The organism is Anabaena sp. FACHB-1237 (genome assembly GCF_014696225.1).
In the GTDB taxonomy this organism is placed as follows: domain Bacteria; phylum Cyanobacteriota; class Cyanobacteriia; order Cyanobacteriales; family Nostocaceae; genus FACHB-1237.
The window spans coordinates 112,207-128,759 of the sequence record NZ_JACJPV010000003.1 but is presented as its reverse complement, the minus strand read 5'-3'; the positions used below and the strand labels follow the sequence as shown (position 1 = coordinate 128,759).

Below are 16,553 nucleotides of genomic sequence, written 5' to 3'. Positions count from 1 at the left end.
ATGTAGATAGAATGTGCTGTATTATAGAGACATTCTATAGAAAATTTCTATAAGGGTTGTAGAAAACACTTATGTAATTTTCACCACAGTTCTCATGAAAATTTATAAAGTTTTGCAACTAATTGCAAATATTAATTACCGATTTGAAACTTACCTGAATAATTAGTGTAAAAATAACCTTGGTGCTTCTTTTTTCTACTTGTTGATAATTATGGCCATTATTTCCTCGAAAAAACAGCCTTCTGAACCAAATAGAGAACCACAGTTAACTACAGAACTTGAGAAAAAAACCGTCAACGACAAAATTCTACAGTCAGAAGCAGCTTTTGACGAACAAGGAAAGCCAGAAGAAAGTATTCGTCCGCAAAAATTCGCTGATTATATCGGACAAAAAGATTTAAAAGATGTATTAGATATTGCCATTAAAGCTGCACGTTCTCGAAATCATGCACTCGATCATTTATTACTTTATGGACCACCAGGTTTAGGTAAAACTACTATGGCCATGATTTTAGCATCGGAAATGGGAGTTAATTACAAAATTACCAGCGCACCAGCTTTAGAACGTCCTCGTGATATTGTCGGTTTATTAGTTAATCTTCAACCAGGTGATATTTTATTTATAGATGAAATACATCGGTTATCACGGATGACAGAAGAGATTCTTTATCCCGCAATGGAAGATTACCGCTTAGATATTACAGTGGGTAAAGGTCCAACAGCGAAAATAAGAAGTATTCCCCTCTCTAAATTTACCCTAGTGGGAGCCACAACTCGCGTCGGAGCTTTGACCTCTCCATTGCGCGATCGCTTTGGCTTAATTCAAAAGTTGCGCTTTTATGAAGTTGAAGAATTAACTCAAATAGTATTACGTACTGCGGAATTACTGCAAACATCTATTAGCTTAGATGGTGCTACGGAAATTGCTCAACGTTCACGAGGAACACCAAGAATAGCGAATAGACTACTAAAAAGAGTCCGTGATTATGCGGAGGTTAAAATATGCCAAGAAATCAATAAAAATGTTGCATCAGAAGCATTACAACTGTTTCAAGTTGATCCAGGTGGTTTAGACTGGACTGATAGAAAAATGCTCAGTGTCATTATTGAGAATTTTAATGGTGGTCCTGTAGGTTTAGAAACTATTGCGGCCACTACTGGAGAAGATACCCAAACCATAGAAGAAGTCTATGAACCGTATTTAATGCAAATTGGCTATTTAAGTCGCACTCCTAGAGGTAGAATTGCTACAAAAGCTGCCTATAAACATTTAGGTTTTACACCTCCCAGTGATCAATTATCTTTGTTATAGGCTGTTACTCAATGGCAGATACTATAAAAGTAGCTTGATATTAACTATAAAAAAAATCGCGCCCAAATTTTCACCCTTGTTGACAAATATCAAAAAATCTGATATCATACTATATGATGAGGAAGAACTATCTTTATCGCACTAACGTTTTGTGTCAAATCACGTCAAATCAGTTTATAAGAGTGCATTAGTTAGCATTTATTGTATATAGTGGTAATTAATAATTCACTCATAGACCTTAATATCCCCAACTTCTTAAATAATGTAGGGGTATAAGCATATAAATAATACTTGACATTGATGGTTTTATGTAGTACAATTGCCATAATTGCCCATATTTAAGATCAAGAAGCACTATGTCAGCATCAACTTCAATACAGGAAACTCGTTTAAAGAGTGGTAAAAAAGTGTTTTGTTTATCAAAAGGTGAAGCACGTTTACTAGACAAAACAGTAGAAAATTATTTAAAATCTGGGATTAAGATAAAACCAGGAGATACAGTTTTTGATATTGGTGCAAATATTGGACTATTTACATTATTGTTAGCAGACAAATTTGACGATCAAATCAATATTTATTCCTTTGAACCAATACCAGATGTTTATGAAGTTTTAAAAAAGAATGTAGAAACATTAAACTCTCAGAATATAAAATTGTTCCCCTATGGACTTTCTGCAAAACCAGGAAATATCAAATTCAATTATTATCCAACTATGAGTTTTGGTTCTACAATATATCCTCTAGATAAACAAGAGATAGATAAACTACAGGAAATTTCTATTCAGAATTTAAAACATTTTCCTGCACCTATTTGCTGGTTCGCCTATCTACCAAAATCCCTATCTTCATACCTCGTTAATTATAAATTTACCACTGGTTTTCAAGGAAAAGAAGTCAACTGTCAAGTAACAACCATTTCTCAAATTATTCAAGAACATCAAATTGAGAAAATAGACTTTTTAAAGATTGATGTAGAAAAAGCTGAAATGGATGTAATATCAGGAATTGAAACAAAAGACTGGCCAAAAATCAAACAGATATTTATAGAAATACATGATATTGATTTTCGGTTAGAAAAAATGACAAATTTACTCAAAGAGAAGGGATTTGAAAATATTAAAGTTGAACAAGAAGTAGAATTAACCGGAACTAATATATTTGGCTTATATGCTTGGTAAAAAAAATTAAAAATTAAACAAAATTAAACAAAATTAAACAATCGTATTTGTTTTCAGCTTAACCTCTTCTAGTGATATTAAAAAGGTACGTTAAATAGAATTAGTCTAATTTAACGCACCCTAAATAGCTAATGCTAATCAAGGCTAATCAAGTAAAATTTTGCATACGTGCAAGAGCAGCTATTTTAATCAGTTTATCTTTGTTCAATCCTTCTAGTTCCTTGATATCCAACAAACCTTCATTAACCAGTCTAGCAAAAACAAAAATCAGCACTGAGTCACGGTAATCATACTTACCATCTATTTCGTGCCTTCTGGCACTTAAAAAATCGTGTAATTGCCATAAATGATTCAATTCAGAAATTGAATTTGCTAGTTCACGAACTTCTTTAATCAAATTATTAACTTCTCTAACATAAGCTTTATTAAATGCTTCCTTTGCTATTTCTTTCTCCGTATCAGACCATTCTACTTCATTCACTTGTACTGCTCTCCAATATTTACTTAAAAAACTACTTAAAAAACTACTTAAAAAACAAAGCGCTCTCTAATAAAGAGCGCCTGAGTAATTATTTAGCTTGCTAAAAAGTATGTTAACGAATCAGATTTAAAAGTTCTTTGGGAGATGCTAATAAATCAATTGCTACAAAGAAAATTTTACCTTCTGGATTGAGTAAAAATCGCCAAGCCATATTCATTCCTACCGCAGCACCAAACCAAGGAGTTTGCACCTTACCAGTAACTTTTATCTGAGTATAACCCTCTTCTGCGGCTTCAACAACTCCCCGTTCTGGAAGTAAATTCAGGTTTTGGCATTCTTCTTTGAAAAATCTCAGAATTGCATCTTTACCAATAATAGGTTTTTGAAAAGGAGGCTGTAAAGCACCATCATTTGCGAATAATTGAATTAGACTACCAAAATCATTGGCATTCATATTATTCATATAGCTTAATACCACTGAATTATTCACACCTTCAATAGTTACTTTACTGCGTTGTGATATTTCTTTGGGTGCAACAACAGGCTCACTAACTCTAGTGTAATTGCCTAACTTATTCACATCATAACCCATATCAACTACAGAACTGCGTAAAACAGTAATTTGTTGACCTTGATCTAGTTCTCTAACTGCTTGCAAAACTGCTTCAGCGTTAGCAGAAAGTTGGTAATTGGCTGGAATAGGAGCAACGATACCTTGATCCATCCATTGTCCAAGTTGATACCAAAAGCCTAATTTGATATTTGCAGACCAAGCAGCGTAGGTGCGGCAAATCGGTGTATCAGCATTATTTGCTAAGTCACACATCACCTGTGACTGTTCAGCAAAAGTCATATTCCGAATTTGATTAAGCGTTGGTTCCGCAAACTGCATACTAGCAGCACCAGGAGCAGCTATTGTGATTGTTTTACCCATTTCTAAATAAGCAAACCAAGTCCATGCTAATTGATCCTCGGCACTGAGTTGTTTAAATCTAGCGATAGTTGCTGGTACAGCGTCCGCAGATAAAGTTTTGGGGAAAATACTGCGAGCTGAGTCAATGGTAATGGACATGATATGTAAACCTTGAGTGTTTAAATTAAATTTGCAAATTGCGGAAATATGGTAACGCTGGTGAACTAGAAAATTATTATTGTGTACTCTGTTACAATAACACAAAAATTTACAATAGTTAACAAATGTTATCATTACAAATTATTATCAATAGCATAAGCGAGTAATATGACTTAGTTATTGTATAATTCAAAAACTTTCACTGGCTTCTATCTATGGCATTTTATTTACTGGTATCTCATGGAAGTAATGATCCTCGTCCAGATATTGCTATGCAAAAATTAGCTCAATGGGTTGCTAATAAACTATCTCCAGGTAAAAACTTAGTAGGTACAGCTACTTTAGAATTAAACTCTCAACCTTTACATCAACAAATTCAAACTTTTATCCATACTCTCAAAACTTCTCATGATCAACAAAATGATCAACATTTAATCATTATTCCCCTGTTTTTATTGCCAGGAGTCCATGTTACTCAAGATATCCCAAATGAGGTAAACTTAGCTCAAAGGGCTGTTAATGGCCAAATAACTCTGGAATTACGACCATATTTAGGTAGTCATCCAGAAATCATAAACTTACTTTTGCAAATGATTAATCATCTCAATTGTCAAGCTAATATATTATTAGCTCATGGTAGTCGTCTAGCGGCTTCTCAAATATTAGTAGAAAATATAGCAGCAAATATAGGCGCGTTTCCAGCTTTTTTGAGACGCGAAGGTAGTTTAGAGTTGCAAGTACAAAAGTTAGTCAAATGTGGATATCGTCAAATTGCTATTTTGCCATATTTTTTATTCCCAGGTGGTATTACTGATGCCATCGCTGCTACTGTAGAAAAGTTAAAATTACAATTTCCCCAGGTATGTTTTCCACTAGCTAACACCTTAGCAGAACAGGAAACATTCCCAGGCTTAATTTACCAGATCATTAAAGAGGAAAAAACCCTTGGGTAAAGTTTATTTAGTTGGTGCAGGACCTGGAGATCCTGGACTAATGACTATTAAAGGTCATGGTCTTCTTGCTTGTGCTGATGTGGTAATTTATGATGCTTTAGTTAGTCCAGAAATTCTGCAAATGATCAACCCAAAAGCAGAAAAAATTAACGCCGGTAAACGCATGGGAAGACATTCCTTATTACAAGAAGATACCACCCAATTATTAATTCAAAAAGCCCAAATACATCATATAGTTGTCAGACTTAAAGGAGGAGATCCCTTTATTTTTGGCCGTGGTGGCGAAGAAATGATAGAATTAATGGCAGCAAATATTCCCGTAGAAATTGTCCCTGGAATTACTTCTGGCATCGCCGCTCCAGCTTATGCCTATATTCCCTTAACCCATCGTTTATATAGTTCTTCCGTAACTTTTGTCACGGGACATGAAGCAGCAGGAAAATACAAACCTGCGGTAAAATGGACAGCACTTGCTCAAGGTTCAGAAACTATTATTATCTACATGGGTATTCATAATTTACCCTACATTATTGAACAATTAAATTTAGGAGGTTTAAGCTTACAAACTCCCATCGCCTTAATACGTTGGGGAACAACTCCACAACAAGAACAATTAATTGGTGAATTAGGAAATATTCTTGATAAAATCGCAGCATCTAATTTTTCAGCACCAGCGATCGCCATCATTGGTAATGTAGTTCACATCCATCAATTATTATCACATAAAACATAAAATTCTTGCTGCAATATTTCTTCAAGAGGTCTATTCAAAATGTCTAATATTAACCGCTTCAAGGTGCTGCTAGAAAAACTCTCTCTCTTGAGAAAATTACACAAAACTTTTACCTTGAGAGGATATAAACGATTTAGAGTCTATCTACGAAACTCCCAAAAACGTGGTATAGCCTATCAACCTCATTTTTCCTACCCTCAAACTCTGCTATCTTGGTTTGGTAGTTTTGTGGGGATCTCAATTTTAGCTTATCTTTCTGTTTATACCCATTATCCCATGATTGCTGCTCCTATGGGAGCAACTGCGGTTCTAGTATTTGGCACTCCCTCTAGTCCTTTAGCACAACCCCGAAACGTACTCGGTGGAAACTTTTTAGGAGCATCAATTTCTATTTTATGTGTCAGGTTTTTCGGTACTGCTCCTTGGGTAATGGCTTTAGCAGTTGCAACTACAATTAAACTCATGAAGTTAACAAGAACACTTCATCCACCAGGAGGCGCTGTCGCACTGGTTGGAGTAATGAGTCATGCATCTTGGCAGTTTTTGTTCACTCCTGTATTAGCAGGCTCTATTATTACAGTTTTTTGGACTTTTGTGTTTAATAATTTAGCCCCAGGCCGAACTTATCCTAAACACTGGTTATAGAATCATCACCTACACCAATAGTACATTGGTAAGGTACTTCACACTGCATCAATCCTGCAAATAAACTAAATTATATAAACTAATTATTAATATCTGATGCATCCTAAGCTGTTGTGCTTTTAATTTCCATAATTAATACAAGCAAGATGCTTGCGCTACTTTTTTACATTAATGCAAGCAAGATGCTTGCGCTACTTTTTTACATTAATGCAAGCAAGATGCTTGCGCTACACTGCACTGCAAATAAATTGATTCTTCATATCTGACGTACCCTACTACTACTTATTTTATTACCGCCTCTAAACAATATGCTCAAAAACTTTCTTCAATAAATCTTCTTGAGTAAAAGGTGTTTCTAAATAACTATTAGCTTTGACAATTTTCGCTTTCGCTCGATTCCTTAAACCCATTCTTTCTGTCATTAAAATTACAGGTATATCCTGATAATTAGGATTTTTTCTTAATAATGAACAAACCTCATAACCATCTAAATTCCTCATAGCAATATTTAACAAAATCATATCCGGTTTGACATTTAAAATTTCCATTAATGCTTGAGACGAATTAGTAAATTTTACCACTGCAAATATTTGTTCATCCAAAAAATCTTGAATATTATTTAACATTTGTAAATTCTCATCTACACAAAAAACACAATATTTCTTCTTATCACTTTTTTGGTAATTACTTTGATAACTAAATAATTGAAGTTGACTTTGACTTTGATCATCTTTATAATCTAATTCTATCTGATCTACTGATGGTAATTCCTCCTGAAATGTCTCTACTGGTTCTTTTTTACCTTCATCGGAATCATAATAACGATCATAAATATTATATTGAGAATTATATCTCTCCTCTGGATTAAATTTGGCACCATAACGACAATAATCTAATAAAGATGTTAAATCTAAATGGCAAAATTTAGGTAAATTATCTAAAAAAGTATCAGGAATAAACTCATAACTACCATATTCTAACTTTAACAAAGATTGTAAAGTTTCAATTGCTAATTGTTCAATTAATATCGCAGATTGTAAATCACTAATATACCTCTCCTTAACTAACCAGCAAATAGCTAAATATTCAGGGTTCGCAATAGAAGAATTTTCCCTATTTTTTTCAAAAATTATTCTTAACTTATCATTAATTCCCTGGGGAATTGTCGCAACTCTTTTACTTAAAATTTGCAAATTTCTATACAGTGGTTCAAACATCTTTTCAGAATAACCAGCATATATTACTTTACCTTTATCCATATATATTGACCACGTACCAAACTCACTAAATACCTGCAAACAACCAGTAAAACACTTATTAGCCATCTTAGTTAATAAGTTCACAGGCTGTAATTTTTGAAAAAATCTATATCTACTAATAGGTATGGTTTTCATATTGTTAAAAATGAGTTAAATGAGTTAAAAAACAACAAAATTTCACACCCCTAACTGGTTTTTTACTATTGTCAATAAATGATCAAGTAATATCATAAATTGGGGATGTTATATCACTAGGTTACTATATATTTCTTCGTAAAATAAAAAAGTATCTTAAATTTCTCATGAAAAATTGAAGTAAATATTAAATTATCTGTAATTAATCAGTAGTCACCCAATAGCAACAATAACACAGTTATCTATATCTGTTTCTTTTTATTCTTCATGATTTTAATCTTCCATGTCCATCCCTCAATTCTCAGTCCTTACTAATTACCCTAAATTTTGTGATAAGATCACTAAGTCAAATCAGTAGTTTTATCTATTTTCTATGATGTCTGTCATTAATTCTGTAATTGATATTCAAGTTACTGTTAATTGTGAACGTTTAGATCGGTATTTATCAGAAACATTATCAGATTTCTCACGTTCTCGTATTCAGCAATTAATTAGTGACAATTGCGTACAAGTCAATGGTAAAATTTGCACTTCTAAAAAAGATAAACTCAAAATTGGCGATCGCATCATCATCACAATCCCTGAAAGTCAACCTTTACAAATCACAGCCCAAAATATCCCCTTAGATATCCTCTATGAAGATGATCAACTCCTCATTCTCAACAAACCTGCGGGTTTAGTAGTTCATCCTGCACCTGGACACCATGATGGAACGTTAGTAAACGCTCTATTATCTCACTGCCCCAATTTACCAGGAATAGGTGGAATACAACGCCCTGGAATAGTTCATAGATTAGACAAAGATACCACAGGAGCAATAGCGATCGCTAAAACAGACCTAGCTTATCAACATCTACAAGCACAATTACAAGCAAAAACCGCCAGAAGAGAATATTTAGGCTTAGTATATGGAGTCCCCAAAACCAACAGTGGGACAATAGACCTACCCATTGGCCGTCATCCCCAAGATCGCAAAAAAATGGCCATCGTTCCCCTAGAGTCAGGAGGACGTAGTGCAGTTACTCATTGGCGCATTGAAGAAAGATTAGGAAATTATACATTAATGTATTTTCGTTTAGAAACAGGAAGAACCCATCAAATTAGAGTACATATTAGCAAAATCGGACATCCCATCATAGGTGATCCTGTGTATGGTTCTGGACGTTCTTTAGGAGTCAATATTCCAGGACAAGCATTACACGCTTGGAAACTGCGGTTACAACATCCTATTTCCCAAGAATGGATAGAAGCGATCGCTCCTCCTCCTCCTAGCTTTCAAACCCTATTAGAAGTATTACGTCGGCGTGTTAATTAAATTACACCTTTTAAATCCTATCTTCCATCATATTATTCATAACAATTCTTCCCCTTGGAGAATCTCAATAATCTGTTCAATCTGATATCGTTTCAGAATATTTTGAGGATGGGGTTTATGCAACCTAATATCCCGCATCATTGAGAAAACGCCGCCAAGAACCACCCGTTTTACCTGTGTGGAGGCCGGTAAGAGGAAAGGACTATCTGCGATCCCTCAATTTTGTGATTTATTCAACCCAAAATGCACGCTTTTCAGAGTCTCCCCCTTGAAAATCTTGCATCTATTTCCTTATTTTCCACCTCAAACCCTTGATTTATCTAGGTTTTACATTTATTCAGCAAGCCCTATTTAGAGGGTGAAGCAACCTTTCAGCAAACTTACTAAGCTACCCCACCGAGTTTGATTTTCGGATGTTGTCACCAACATCACAGGAACAGGTCTGGACTCTTCTTTGACACGCCTAACGCATTCACATCCGTCAGTTCTGGTACAAAAGAGCGCTCGCTACGACAAGACAAACAACGCGAAAGCCGATATTGTTGTTCCTGTTATCGCGGTTGTTGTTGTTGCGGTTGGCAGAACGGCAGTTTTCAGGATTGTTGTTCCACGAACCACCACGCAGCACTTGGGGCTGCCCATCCCTTCTTTACCCTCTCATCCAAGTGAGAGTAGCAAATAGCTGTTGTTTTAATTGCCACGTATCCCCATGCTCTAAATGAGCAAACCAACTTTGAATTGATTGGGATACTTTTTCTAAACTAATCTTACCATCAATATAGTCATCCTGCATTTTTTTTATTCTGCGTTTTGCCCGACGCAAATTTTCTGTGCGGACTCGAATCTGGTTTGGTAAAATACGAAAACCTAAAAAATTAGCACCATGTTTTGTTTCAAATAATTGACTTTTTGTAGGATGAATTTTAAGCCTTAATCCTGCTAAGTGTTCTTCAATAGCATATCTAGCATCAACTAACAATTCCCTATCATTAGAAAACAAAGCAAAATCATCCACATAACGTAAATATTTCTCAATTTTTAGCTGTTCTTTAATAAAATGATCAAAATAGTTGAGATAAACATTAGCAAAAAACTGACTGGTTAAATTACCAATGGGTAAACCGCGTCGTCTTTGTAATGGTTCTAATAATTTATCTCCTGGAAAATGGTCAACTACTGAAAATTGTTCATTACTATTATCAATTAAAGTATCTATTAACCACAATGTATCAGGACATTTTAATTTACGTCGTAACAAAATCTTGAGAATTTCATGGTCAATACTAGGAAAATATTTCTCAATATCACATTGAAGAACATAGCGATTAGAACGAGCAAACTTTACAAACCGACGTAAAGCACGATGAGTACCAAAACCCTGACGATTTGCATAGGAATCACCAATAAATGTTGGTTCAATTAAAGGCATAATAATATTACATAAGACATGGTGAACTATCCTATCTCGGTATGGTGCAGCAGAAATCATCCGAGTTTTTGGTTCTTTAATATAAAATGTTCTATATTCACCTGGTTGATAAATTTTGTTGACTAAATCTTGTTGTAATTTGTTGAGGTTACTTTCTAAATTATAATTAAATTCCAGAACATTTGGGCGAAATCGCTTACTTTTTTGGGCTTTTTTGCTGGCTGTGAGGATATTTTCAAAATCAACAATTTGAGAATAAAGATTACCGTATCGTTTCATTTTGTTTTAAGATTAATACTCTTGCTTTTATTTTGTTCTTTAATCCAGCCACCTAATTCCATACCAATATCATTAATTGATTTTCCCACATATTCATAACGATGACCAGGAATTAATTGAAAATCTAATAATAATCGCGTTTGATAGCGGAGAATATCTAACTGACTATTTAACACCTCTAATTTTGTCAATTTTTCCTTAGCATACCGAGCAATAATTAACCCATCTAGTAGTTCATATAAACTATTGATCATTCTATCACCTAGTGTAAATTTATGCTCTTTAGGAAGACGATTGATAATTGGTACATACCATTTAATCAAATCGTAGGTTTTTTGGATAATGGATAATTCGCTCATTGAATTTATGAAAAATTTTGACTTGATTATTTACAACTTATATATTATATACTATTTTGGTTAAATATCACTTAATAATAATTTTAATCTAAAAACCCATCCATAAAACTATCAACCCATCCTGTAAATCCTTACATCCTGGACATCCTGATTCTGACAAAAAAAATTTTTCTCGCTACGCTCGACATAGAAGAAAGAAAAGAAAGAGTATAGCGCAAAAGCGCAAGAGTGCAAAGAGCTAAAAAGTCCTCGCTACGACAAGACAAACAACGCGAAAGCCGAAATCGATGCTCCTGTTATCGCGGTTGAAGTAGTTGCTGCGGATGGCAGAACGGCAGTTATCAGGAAGGCTGAACCACGAACCACCACGCAGCACTTGTCTATCATCGCTTTGGCTAGTCCAAGCACTACCATTTTTAGGCGCATTTTTATAATTATCATGCCAATTATCTTGACACCATTCCCAAACATTACCATGCATATCATACAAACCAAAGCTATTAGGCGCAAAACTACCGACATCTGTTGTCTGTTTTCTATATATACCTTGTGCCTCAGAAGCATAAGTCACAGTGCCGTCATAATTAGCTAAGTCACTGGTAATCGTTTCCCCAAAATGAAAGGGTGTAGTCGTCCCTGCACGACAAGCATATTCCCATTCTGCCTCACTGGGTAATCTGTAACTACGTCCAGTTTTTTGAGTAATTTGATTCAGCTTCTTACAAAACTTGTCCGCATCATTCCAAGAAACGGTTTCTACAGGACGTTTTGCTCCTTTAAACCCAGAAGGATTCTCGCCCATAACTTGTTGATACTGTTCCTGAGTCACCGCAAATTTACCCATAGCAAAAGCAGGTACATTTACCTCATGTTGTGGACTTTCATTATTATTCCAACCCTTTTCTGACTCTGGTGAACCCATATTAAAAGAACCACCAGGAATCTCCACCATCTCCAAAGTAATATCATTACCCAAATCTTCAGTAAAAAACGTTGCTTGACTAAAGACACGGGAGATAATTTGTCCTTGAGAATTTACTGTTAATACCTCAAACTTGCAATTACGAGAAGCTATTGTAGGTTCTTTCGGTTTCAAAACCTGATTACCTGCTACTGCTGCAACAAAACCTGCACTTCCTAACCCAAGCATCTGCAAAAATCGTCTGCGGTTGATTTGTGTTTTTTTAGAACCTTGATTTTTGGATTTTGGTAATAACTTATTAAACTTTTCTGGTACTTTAAAATCAAGTAAAGATGGTTTAGTCATAAAATCCAGAAACAGGTAATCTTTTAATAGACCATCTTCAGCAATAGTTTTTACAGATGTTTTGACTATTGATAACTTCAACTTATTTTCAGAAGTATCATTAACCTGATTGAGTAAATTTTTTAGCGCCGTTCTAATTTCCTGTTCTTGTTTCTGAGTCAATTCTTTAATCAAATAAACACGCAACCAGTCAGGAATATAACCAGAACGAAACCAAGGTAAACGAGCTAAAGTAGTCAAAGAATCAACCTCTAAAAGAGATTTTCCTAACTCTGTTTTCAGCACATTACCCAAATAAATAGTTATATTCCATTGCAACTCAGGAAAAACAGCACAAGCACAAAACCAATAAAAACTATCATCACCTAAATATTCCCGTAGAGAAATTAGCATTGTTGCAATTTTTTCCGGTTCTGGAGAATTACGTTGTAACCAGCGATAAGATTGAAGTCGCAGCGTTTGTGGTATGGGTATTGCTGAACTTGTCTCCTGCAAAAATAAAAACTTCAATGTATCTTGATTCCAGGATTTTTGGCTAAATAGGCTAAATAACTGTAACCCTGCTGGTGTAGCAGGTAAAATGATGAATTGTTGAGCTATTTGAAACTCTTGATAACCCCAATTATTTATGGGTTTGGGAGTAAGAAAAGCTCGACTTTGCCAATTTATTAATTCACTTACCCAAGGTTCTAATTCACCACTAATAATACTAAAAAAATTCTCTGTATCTGAAACTAAAATTAGATAATGCTGATGATATTTACGGATAATTTCCTCCAGTCTGAGAGGAGAACTTTCTCCCTGACTAGGAAAACAAATTAAAGGATCATCATCAAAAAAATAACTGGTAATTAAAACATTTTCTTGTTTAAGACGCTTAATTATTTCTTCTATAAATTGAGCTTGATGATCTTGAAAACTGGTACGATTAACTAAAAACAAATATTCTGGAAGTATTTGATAATTACGATATATTGGTTTTAAATATCCTCCTTGACGCAAAGTTGCATCAATAGTTTTTTCTATATCTAATTCATTAGAAGGAATGGAAATACGTCGTCTGAGATTGCGAGCGATTTGCATAAAAATCATTGTTGGGAATAATTCTTGCTCAATATCAAAATCAGCAATAGAAATATTCTGTAATTCAGGTTGAGTTGTAGTTCCATAACGTCGTAAAAACAACTGACGACTTAACCAAAACCACCACATTCTAATAATAAAAAACACAGTAGCAGGAGTTAAGAAAAATGCTATTTCTCTTGGCCAGTTAATAGGATTTGGGGGTTTGTTATCAGTACAACTTATAGAAGTTTTATCTGGTATATTGGTAGGTTTTGTTGTTGGTAATGTTGATGGTATAGGAATAGGTGTTGGTGTTTTAGTAGAACCTGTACCTGGTGTATTATTATCAGAACCACTGAATTTTAAAAATAAAGGGATTCCTGATGCAACAATAACTATTAAGATTAACAAAATTAAGATTAACAAAAGAGAACGAGATTTTAGTTTTTTCTCATCTTCTAAAGATATTGGGTTTTCTAGTGTTGTTTCTTCTTGTAAATCACTAATTTTATGAACAGATTTAAAAGAGCTATCAAAATACTGGTTAAATTGTTCCTGTTCAGTTGGTGAACTGCAAAATATTGGTGCTAGTAAATTTCTCAAATTTTCTGGATTATCCAAATTTTCACCCTGAGAAGTCAGAATCAAAATTAAATCCTGTGCTGCAATATATTGAGATATGCCGATATTATAACCTGCGTTTCTCAGATTATCAATAAACTCTAGCAAAACATCAGGATTTAGCCAATCTAAGTTATCTTCTATTTCTGTTCTTTTATCCATTGTTCTACAACCTTTTTAGCTTTTTCTTGATCATTTTGAGTTTTAATTAAGCTACTGAGAGTAGAGTTAATTAAATCAGCATTAAGTTGAATTAAAAGATTATCTGGAATACTACTAAACCTTTGTAAAGCAACAATCCAGCTTAATAATTCAGCAGTTCCAGGTTGCTTGTTCAAACCACTTTTACGTAATTTTTCAAATAAACTAATAGCTGATTGCAAAAAGGGATCATTAATATTCATTCCTAACCGATTAGCAATAATATTCTTCAGTCGTTCATTATCAGGAAAAGGCAGATGATAATAAATACAACGTCGCAGAAAAGCATCTGGTAAATCTTTTTCCGAATTGCTAGTAATAATTACAATTGGTTGCAATTTTGCATCTGCTTCTATTTTTTGATTACCTAATTCTGGAATCCGAAAATACATCAATTCCAATTCATTAAGTAAATCATTGGGAAAATCACGGGGTGCTTTATCAATTTCATCAATTAAAACTACAGAACGCTTCTGTCCATTATCAGAAAATTCTAATGGTAAAAATTCTTTAACTTCTTCCAAATTGCGAGTACATAAAATTGCTTTTCCTAATGCTTGATAAGTGATGTAATCTAAAATTTGAGTGGAAGCAAAGCCAGTTTGTACATTTTGAAATCGCTTTAAGGCATCATAAGTATAGAACAAATCCCGCGCAATACTAGTAGATTTAGTTTCAAATTTTAAAACTTCACCAAGTCCCAATTCCCAAGCGAGACTATAAGCTAATTGAGTTTTTCCTGTTCCTGGTTCTCCAGTGAGTAATAAAGGTTGTCCTAATAATAATGCCACATTACAAGCATCTCGCAAACCTTGATCAGCAATGTATTTTTCTGGATTGAGTAATCGAGAAAGGGAAGAATTTGGAAGTTGTTTGGGTAGTTCTCCTTGACGGTTTCCTGTACCTGTGTAAATTGGTAATTTCATGTTAATTCCTCTAGTAATTTTGACAAATGTTCCTCTAATTCCATCATAGGAATTGATTCCGATGAATTTTGTTTTTTCCAATCATGAAATATTTGGTTAATTTTCCTATTTAATTTATTAATCTTAGTTTTGTCAATAAAATCTATAATCTCACGATGTGTCCAGTTATTCACATCTTGGATAGTTATTGAATTTAGTTCTTCTACTGAAATGATCAATAAATCATTAAATTTATTGTCTCTGTTTATTGATTTTAGATGAGCATAGATTTTTTTATTAGTTATATGATGACTTTTAAAATTGAAGATAGATTTAATCCATTCAATTATTATATTAATTTTTTTACCATCATTTTTGTATTTAATTAAAACACAGATAATTACTTGTTTTTCTATGATATTTTCATTATACAACCATTGCCAAAAATTTAATAGTTCATCCAGAATTTTAAATCCTTGTTCTTGCCAATTTTTAGTTGTGATAACAGTATAAAAAATCAACTCTTCACTAGATGATTGAATAAAATAATCTTTAATTTTATCGTGAGAAACATCCGTATTTTTAAAAATATTTTCATATAGATTTTTCAATAAGCGATTTCTGAGATTATCAAATTTTAAAGGCCATTCTAGGAAATGTTTTCTAAATCTGTATGATATAGATTCTATTGATTTGGGAAGGATAAACTCTTGCATCCGAATTAAAAAGGATTCATGAGATTGTTTTTCATCACCATGAACGACAAAAACCAAGGAACGATATGAATTTTGCTGTTTAAATTTTTTATATTCTTCTTCTATTTGAGATTTTTGTTCTGTGCGGTTACATAAAATTGTTAAATAGGGAGAAATTGGTTTTTCAGTAACATCTTTATAGGAAGTAGAGGATTTTAGTTTTTCTATTTCGTCCTCCTTTTCTTGCATTTCTCTTTCAAGACGATCTTTTTTTAAATTTAGTTTATTTTTGATTTCAGGATCGTAGGTTTCATTTAATTTGTCACAAGTATCTTCGTAATCTTTTTTCTTCTGATTAAATTCTTCTTCTAACTTTTTAATTCTGATATTGTCAGCTTTTTTCATGTTATAAAAAATCTCCATAATTTATACTCAAAATTGTTTAATTATTTGATTCTATAAGTAGGGGTTTAAGATTGCTAAACCCCTACAAATAGATGAAAATTTGTAAATCAGCATTCTCTCTACTAATTCTAAAAGTAATTCTAAAAGATCACGACTGTTTTCTGCATCTGCTGTTTTCACCAAATTAATCCTCTTTTAGAATTTCAAATAAAACACTAGGAAGATTTTGAAGCAGGGTGTAAAA

Annotated in this window: 15 protein-coding genes and 1 pseudogene; 6 read left to right on the top strand and 10 right to left on the bottom strand. The window is 33.6% G+C overall.

From position 1 onward, the window contains the following. Positions 1-211: 211 nt before the first annotated feature. Positions 212-1,312 carry a Holliday junction branch migration DNA helicase RuvB gene (gene ruvB, locus H6F32_RS02395; protein ID WP_190367738.1) on the top strand — a complete coding sequence of 367 codons (1,101 nt, stop codon included), beginning with the start codon at positions 212-214 and terminating at the stop codon, positions 1,310-1,312. A 356-nt stretch (positions 1,313-1,668) separates the two neighbouring features. Further along, positions 1,669-2,490 (top strand): FkbM family methyltransferase, encoded by an 822-nt coding sequence (locus H6F32_RS02390; protein WP_190367737.1) that lies wholly within the window; start codon positions 1,669-1,671, stop codon positions 2,488-2,490. A gap of 148 nt (positions 2,491-2,638) precedes the next feature. On the opposite strand, the gene H6F32_RS02385 is transcribed toward H6F32_RS02390, so the two are convergent. Then, on the bottom strand, positions 2,639-2,971 hold the full coding sequence (locus tag H6F32_RS02385; RefSeq protein WP_190367736.1) for a hypothetical protein: 333 nt from the start codon (positions 2,969-2,971) through the stop codon (positions 2,639-2,641). Between the two features lie 112 nt (positions 2,972-3,083). Next, positions 3,084-4,043, bottom strand: coding sequence for an orange carotenoid-binding protein (locus tag H6F32_RS02380; RefSeq protein WP_190367735.1), 960 nt, complete (start codon positions 4,041-4,043; stop codon positions 3,084-3,086). Positions 4,044-4,258: 215 nt separating this feature from the next. Between H6F32_RS02380 and H6F32_RS02375 the strand changes: the two genes are divergently transcribed. From H6F32_RS02375 to H6F32_RS02365, 3 genes are read left to right on the top strand one after another with little or no spacing between them, the layout of a single operon-like run. After that, on the top strand, positions 4,259-4,996 hold the full coding sequence (locus tag H6F32_RS02375) for a sirohydrochlorin chelatase (protein WP_190367734.1): 738 nt from the start codon (positions 4,259-4,261) through the stop codon (positions 4,994-4,996). Then, positions 4,989-5,729, top strand: coding sequence for a uroporphyrinogen-III C-methyltransferase (gene cobA, locus H6F32_RS02370; RefSeq protein ID WP_190367733.1), 741 nt, complete (start codon positions 4,989-4,991; stop codon positions 5,727-5,729). Before H6F32_RS02375 ends, cobA begins: the two co-directional genes overlap by 8 nt. A 39-nt stretch (positions 5,730-5,768) precedes the next feature. Continuing rightward, entirely contained in the window at positions 5,769-6,374 is a 606-nt protein-coding gene (locus H6F32_RS02365) for an HPP family protein (RefSeq protein WP_190367732.1), read from the top strand. A 299-nt stretch (positions 6,375-6,673) separates the two neighbouring features. Here the strand turns inward: H6F32_RS02365 and H6F32_RS02360 are convergent, their stop codons facing one another. Next, on the bottom strand, positions 6,674-7,768 hold the full coding sequence (locus H6F32_RS02360) for a response regulator (protein WP_190367731.1): 1,095 nt from the start codon (positions 7,766-7,768) through the stop codon (positions 6,674-6,676). A gap of 373 nt (positions 7,769-8,141) precedes the next feature. On the opposite strand from H6F32_RS02360, the gene H6F32_RS02355 reads away from it, so the two are divergent. Beyond that, the gene (locus H6F32_RS02355; protein ID WP_395939572.1) at positions 8,142-9,083 is read left to right on the top strand and encodes an RluA family pseudouridine synthase; all 942 of its coding nucleotides are present in this window, start codon (positions 8,142-8,144) and stop codon (positions 9,081-9,083) included. A 481-nt stretch (positions 9,084-9,564) separates the two neighbouring features. On the opposite strand, the pseudogene H6F32_RS02350 reads toward H6F32_RS02355, so the two are convergent. From H6F32_RS02350 to H6F32_RS20825, 7 genes and pseudogenes are all read right to left on the bottom strand, one after another. Next, positions 9,565-9,714, bottom strand: a pseudogene (locus tag H6F32_RS02350) (SUMF1/EgtB/PvdO family nonheme iron enzyme); the annotation flags it as partial. Between the two features lie 18 nt (positions 9,715-9,732). Then, positions 9,733-10,791 (bottom strand): RNA-directed DNA polymerase, encoded by a 1,059-nt coding sequence (locus H6F32_RS02345; protein ID WP_190367729.1) that lies wholly within the window; start codon positions 10,789-10,791, stop codon positions 9,733-9,735. Continuing rightward, positions 10,788-11,150, bottom strand: coding sequence for a diversity-generating retroelement protein Avd (avd, locus tag H6F32_RS02340; RefSeq protein WP_190367728.1), 363 nt, complete (start codon positions 11,148-11,150; stop codon positions 10,788-10,790). The genes H6F32_RS02345 and avd overlap by 4 nt, the downstream gene beginning before the upstream one ends. Before the next feature lie 238 nt (positions 11,151-11,388). Further along, positions 11,389-14,265 (bottom strand): SUMF1/EgtB/PvdO family nonheme iron enzyme, encoded by a 2,877-nt coding sequence (locus H6F32_RS21055; protein ID WP_313926224.1) that lies wholly within the window; start codon positions 14,263-14,265, stop codon positions 11,389-11,391. Continuing rightward, positions 14,244-15,230 carry a MoxR family ATPase gene (locus H6F32_RS02330; RefSeq protein WP_190367727.1) on the bottom strand — a complete coding sequence of 329 codons (987 nt, stop codon included), beginning with the start codon at positions 15,228-15,230 and terminating at the stop codon, positions 14,244-14,246. Before H6F32_RS02330 ends, H6F32_RS21055 begins: the two co-directional genes overlap by 22 nt. Beyond that, positions 15,227-16,327 (bottom strand): hypothetical protein, encoded by a 1,101-nt coding sequence (locus tag H6F32_RS02325; RefSeq protein ID WP_190367726.1) that lies wholly within the window; start codon positions 16,325-16,327, stop codon positions 15,227-15,229. Before H6F32_RS02325 ends, H6F32_RS02330 begins: the two co-directional genes overlap by 4 nt. Positions 16,328-16,360: 33 nt before the next feature. Next, on the bottom strand, positions 16,361-16,489 hold the full coding sequence (locus H6F32_RS20825) for a hypothetical protein (protein WP_277875024.1): 129 nt from the start codon (positions 16,487-16,489) through the stop codon (positions 16,361-16,363). Between the last annotated feature and the right edge of the window lie 64 nt (positions 16,490-16,553).

Excerpts from the sequence above, each read along its gene's own strand:
- ruvB (WP_190367738.1), top strand. The coding sequence starts at position 212 with ATGGCCATTATTTCCTCGAAAAAACAGCCTTCTGAACCAAATAGAGAA.
- H6F32_RS02390 (WP_190367737.1), top strand. The coding sequence starts at position 1,669 with ATGTCAGCATCAACTTCAATACAGGAAACTCGTTTAAAGAGTGGTAAA.
- H6F32_RS02380 (WP_190367735.1), bottom strand. The coding sequence starts at position 4,043 with ATGTCCATTACCATTGACTCAGCTCGCAGTATTTTCCCCAAAACTTTA.
- H6F32_RS02375 (WP_190367734.1), top strand. The coding sequence starts at position 4,259 with ATGGCATTTTATTTACTGGTATCTCATGGAAGTAATGATCCTCGTCCA.
- H6F32_RS02365 (WP_190367732.1), top strand. The coding sequence starts at position 5,769 with ATGTCTAATATTAACCGCTTCAAGGTGCTGCTAGAAAAACTCTCTCTC.
- H6F32_RS02360 (WP_190367731.1), bottom strand. The coding sequence starts at position 7,768 with ATGAAAACCATACCTATTAGTAGATATAGATTTTTTCAAAAATTACAG.
- H6F32_RS02355 (WP_395939572.1), top strand. The coding sequence starts at position 8,142 with ATGATGTCTGTCATTAATTCTGTAATTGATATTCAAGTTACTGTTAAT.
- H6F32_RS02345 (WP_190367729.1), bottom strand. The coding sequence starts at position 10,791 with ATGAAACGATACGGTAATCTTTATTCTCAAATTGTTGATTTTGAAAAT.
- avd (WP_190367728.1), bottom strand. The coding sequence starts at position 11,150 with ATGAGCGAATTATCCATTATCCAAAAAACCTACGATTTGATTAAATGG.
- H6F32_RS21055 (WP_313926224.1), bottom strand. The coding sequence starts at position 14,265 with ATGGATAAAAGAACAGAAATAGAAGATAACTTAGATTGGCTAAATCCT.
- H6F32_RS02330 (WP_190367727.1), bottom strand. The coding sequence starts at position 15,230 with ATGAAATTACCAATTTACACAGGTACAGGAAACCGTCAAGGAGAACTA.
- H6F32_RS02325 (WP_190367726.1), bottom strand. The coding sequence starts at position 16,327 with ATGGAGATTTTTTATAACATGAAAAAAGCTGACAATATCAGAATTAAA.